This is a genomic window from Pseudarthrobacter sp. rb, from assembly GCF_056389225.1.
Map to the genome: position 1 here is coordinate 1 of NZ_JBWJAR010000045.1, position 3,954 is coordinate 3,954.

4 protein-coding genes are annotated in these 3,954 nt (G+C 49.2%); 3 read left to right on the top strand and 1 reads right to left on the bottom strand.

Features of this window, described 5'->3' with window-relative positions:
- Positions 1-150: 150 nt before the first annotated feature.
- The 3 genes from ACWRN3_RS22745 (at position 151) to atzC (ending at position 2,911) form a co-directional block, all read left to right on the top strand.
- Positions 151-639: an oxamate carbamoyltransferase subunit AllG family protein gene (locus ACWRN3_RS22745; protein WP_231941995.1), complete on the top strand. Its 489-nt coding sequence runs from the start codon at positions 151-153 to the stop codon at positions 637-639.
- A 31-nt stretch (positions 640-670) separates the two neighbouring features.
- On the top strand, positions 671-1,564 hold the full coding sequence (gene arcC / locus ACWRN3_RS22750) for a carbamate kinase (RefSeq protein ID WP_011776998.1): 894 nt from the start codon (positions 671-673) through the stop codon (positions 1,562-1,564).
- Positions 1,565-1,687: 123 nt separating this feature from the next.
- Positions 1,688-2,911, top strand: coding sequence for an N-isopropylammelide isopropyl amidohydrolase (gene atzC, locus ACWRN3_RS22755; protein ID WP_011776997.1), 1,224 nt, complete (start codon positions 1,688-1,690; stop codon positions 2,909-2,911).
- Between the two features lie 25 nt (positions 2,912-2,936).
- Here atzC and ACWRN3_RS22760 read toward each other — a convergent pair.
- Positions 2,937-3,954 (bottom strand): TrbL/VirB6 family protein (locus ACWRN3_RS22760; protein ID WP_476742017.1); only part of this gene is annotated, 1,018 nt, incomplete at its 5' end.

A 3,954-nucleotide genomic window follows, 5' to 3' on the forward strand; every position in this document is an offset into this window, starting at 1 on the left:
TGCATACTGCCTCCCAAGCTCTTGCCATTGAGCGGCAAGCGAGCGCTCAACCTTCCTTGGCCGAACGTGTTTCGAGGCCCAAAACTCGTGCCATACTTGGCCTCATGCGGTTGAATTTCCTATCCGTCTTATAGTACAATGGTTACAACCATGGCACGAAACGGGACAGAATTTGGAATTCGGATAAGTGGTTTAGGAACCAGATGGTTTACAGCTCCCGCTGAAATGGTTAAGGGCCTCATTTTCCCAGGGTTTACCGAAGAAGACGCCAATCCGGACATTGGTGATAGTGCTATCACCGAAACGGCCGGGATAGGAGGATTTGCCATGGCGGCGGCTCCAGCTATTACCCAGTTTGTCGGGGGCTCCGTAGAAGATGCTTTTAGCTGTTCTAACCGTATGTATGAGATAACTTTGGACGAGCATAAATTCTTTAATATTCCTCAGTTTAATTTCCGAGGTAGTGCTACCGGGATTGACCTCAGAAAAGTTATTGAAGTTGGAATTTTACCGCAAATAAATACAGGGATAGCTCATAAAGAACCTGGGGTAGGGCAAATAGGGGCTGGCCTTGTAAATCCCCCTAAAGCCTGCTTTAACAAAGCTCTATCGGCTTTTGTCCAAGAATATGTAAAATAGCTGCAAAAATTAAAAATAACGGGGTAGTTAAATGGGAAAAAGTATTGTCATAGCTTTTGGGGGTAATGCCATTACAAAAGAGAACCAGAAGGGTACTTTTCAGGAACAGGTGGTTAATATCAAAGAAATGTGTTCTAACCTTGTTGATTTGATAAAAAATGGGTACCACCTCGTGTTAACTCATGGGAACGGCCCACAGGTAGGTAATATTTTAATTAAAAATGAACTAAGCAAATCAATTGTACCGGCTATGCCTCTAGATGTTTGTGTTTCTAATACCCAAGGTTCCTTAGGTTATGCCATTCAACAGGAGCTGACAAATGTATTAGTAAAAGATAAAGCCCAGATACCGGTAGTTACAGTAGTTACAAGGGTCAAGGTAGATATAGCTGATCCTGCCTTTCAAAATCCCACAAAGCCGGTTGGACCTTTCTACAGTGAAAATGAAGCAAAAAACATTACTGCGGAAAAAGGTTATGTAATGATAGAAGACAGTGGGCGTGGATGGCGGCGGGTAGTTCCCTCACCCCTTCCATTAGAAATTTTGGAGAAAGAGGCGATCCATTATTTGTTGGAAGGAGGAACAGTAGTTATTGCCGCCGGAGGAGGGGGAATTCCCGTTTACCTAGATGACAATGGGAACTATACGGGGGTTGAAGCAGTTATTGACAAAGACTTAGCCGGCCAACAACTAGCCAGGGACGTAGGAGCTGAAACCTTTGTAATACTTACAGGGGTGAGTCATGTCGCAATTAACTATGGAAAGGAGTCACAAAAGGAACTAGATACGATTACAGTCAGCGAAGGGCGTAGGTATCAACAAGAGGGCCACTTTCCGCCAGGCAGCATGGGACCAAAAATGGAAGCAGCTTTATTGTTTGTTGAAAACGGAGGCCATAAGTCGATTATTACCTCTCCGGAATAAATTGGACGGGCCTTAAAAGGGGAAGCTGGTACGATTATTATTCCCGAACCTAAAAAGTTAGTTTAAATCTACCAAAAAGAAGGCTCGAAGTTACAAGTCCTAGTTTAAAAAATGAGGATAAAAATGAGTAAAGATTTTGATTTAATCATTAGAAACGCCTATCTAAGTGAAAAAGACAGTGTATATGATATTGGGATTGTTGGTGACAGAATAATCAAAATAGAAGCTAAAATTGAAGGAACCGTAAAAGACGAAATTGATGCAAAGGGTAACCTTGTGTCTCCCGGATTTGTCGATGCACATACCCATATGGATAAGTCATTTACGAGCACAGGTGAAAGATTACCGAAGTTTTGGAGCAGACCTTATACAAGGGATGCTGCCATCGATGCTGCCATCGAGGATGGCTTGAAATATTATAAAAATGCTACCCACGAAGAAATAAAAAGACATGTGATAGAACATGCTCACATGCAGGTACTCCATGGGACTTTATACACCCGGACCCATGTAGATGTAGATTCAGTTGCTAAAACAAAAGCAGTGGAAGCAGTTTTAGAAGCCAAGGAAGAGTTAAAGGATCTTATCGATATACAAGTCGTAGCCTTTGCACAGAGTGGATTTTTCGTTGATTTGGAATCTGAATCATTGATTAGAAAATCCTTGGATATGGGCTGTGATTTAGTTGGGGGAGTTGATCCTGCTACGCGGGAAAATAATGTTGAGGGTTCTTTAGACCTATGCTTTAAATTAGCAAAGGAATACGATGTTGATATCGACTATCACATACATGATATTGGAACTGTTGGAGTATATTCGATAAATCGTCTTGCCCAAAAGACAATTGAAAATGGGTATAAGGGTAGAGTAACTACGAGTCATGCCTGGTGTTTTGCAGATGCTCCGTCCGAATGGCTCGATGAGGCAATCCCATTGTACAAGGATTCGGGTATGAAATTTGTTACCTGTTTTAGTAGTACACCGCCTACTATGCCGGTGATAAAGCTGCTTGAAGCTGGCATCAATCTTGGCTGTGCTTCGGACAATATCAGAGATTTTTGGGTTCCCTTTGGCAACGGTGATATGGTACAAGGGGCTCTGATCGAAACTCAGAGATTAGAGTTAAAGACAAACAGAGATTTGGGACTAATTTGGAAAATGATAACGTCAGAGGGTGCTAGAGTTTTAGGAATTGAAAAGAACTATGGGATAGAAGTTGGTAAAAAGGCCGATCTTGTTGTATTAAATTCGTTGTCACCACAATGGGCAATAATCGACCAAGCAAAAAGACTATGCGTAATTAAAAATGGACGTATCATTGTGAAGGATGAGGTTATAGTTGCCTAATAGATGCTTTTTTTGGAGCGGCACCCTAAGGATGGTCTGCACGAATCACTTTTGACCGTGCAGCGCCGCCCGCGGCCGCGCCTCCACCGGCAGATGCCGCCGCTGCGCCCGTGCCGCCACCGGCCGCAGCGGGGGATGCCGCCGCTGCGCCCGTGCCGCCACCCGCGGCGCTAGAGGCCTGCGCGGCTTGCGGGGCAGACTGACCGCCGCCGTTCGCTCCCGACGGGCCAGTGGAGCCCGTAGAGCCCGGCGAGCCGGTCGAGCCCGAACCGCCGGATGAGCCGCCGCCGGAACCGGTCGCCAGGCGACCCATCGAGGCCGCGCCTGTGGGGAGGGCGGCGAGAGCGGCCACGCCGAGAGCGCCGCCGGCACCGGCCGACATGGCCCCCACGAGAGGGGTCACGAACCGCATCAGGGCGGGCATCGCGAACAGCGCGAGCACCATCAGGATCAGGCCCGTGAGAACGGCGATGAAGCCGGTCCCGTCGTCCTGGAACACGTTCGTTCCCGCGAGCTGGAACGCCGCGGCGTAGACGATCGCGGCGGCGGGCTTGTAGAGGATGAACGCCACGAGCCACCCGACGTTCTTCTTGAACCAGCCCTTACCCATTTCGGTGTTGGTGGCCGCCGCGGACAGCGGGAGGATGCCCGTCAGGATGACGAGCATGCCGCCGCGCGCGATCATCAGCACGATTTGGAAGGCCGTCGCGAGGATCGCGATCAGCCCCAGGATGATGATGAGCAGAGCGCCGAGGCCACCCGTCGCCGGGTTCGTCGTCAGGGCGAGCAGGGTCGCGATGTTGTTGCCGAAGCACGCCGTATCCGTGCCGACGTCGCAGTTCAGCGCCCCGTTGAGAATCCACACGGAGAACGAGTCGAACGCCGACACGAGCAGCCCGACGATAGTCACGCCGGCACCCGCCACGACGATCAGAGTCAACAGACTCTTGACCGTCTCCTTGCCGGGCTCGGCGCGCTGTTCCCACGCCATCCGAACGCCGCCGATGATGACGGACACGACGGCGGCCGCGCCCATGTACCAC

Coding starts and splice junctions, on each gene's coding strand:
- ACWRN3_RS22745 (WP_231941995.1), top strand. CDS start 151: ATGGCACGAAACGGGACAGAATTTGGAATTCGGATAAGTGGTTTAGGA.
- arcC (WP_011776998.1), top strand. CDS start 671: ATGGGAAAAAGTATTGTCATAGCTTTTGGGGGTAATGCCATTACAAAA.
- atzC (WP_011776997.1), top strand. CDS start 1,688: ATGAGTAAAGATTTTGATTTAATCATTAGAAACGCCTATCTAAGTGAA.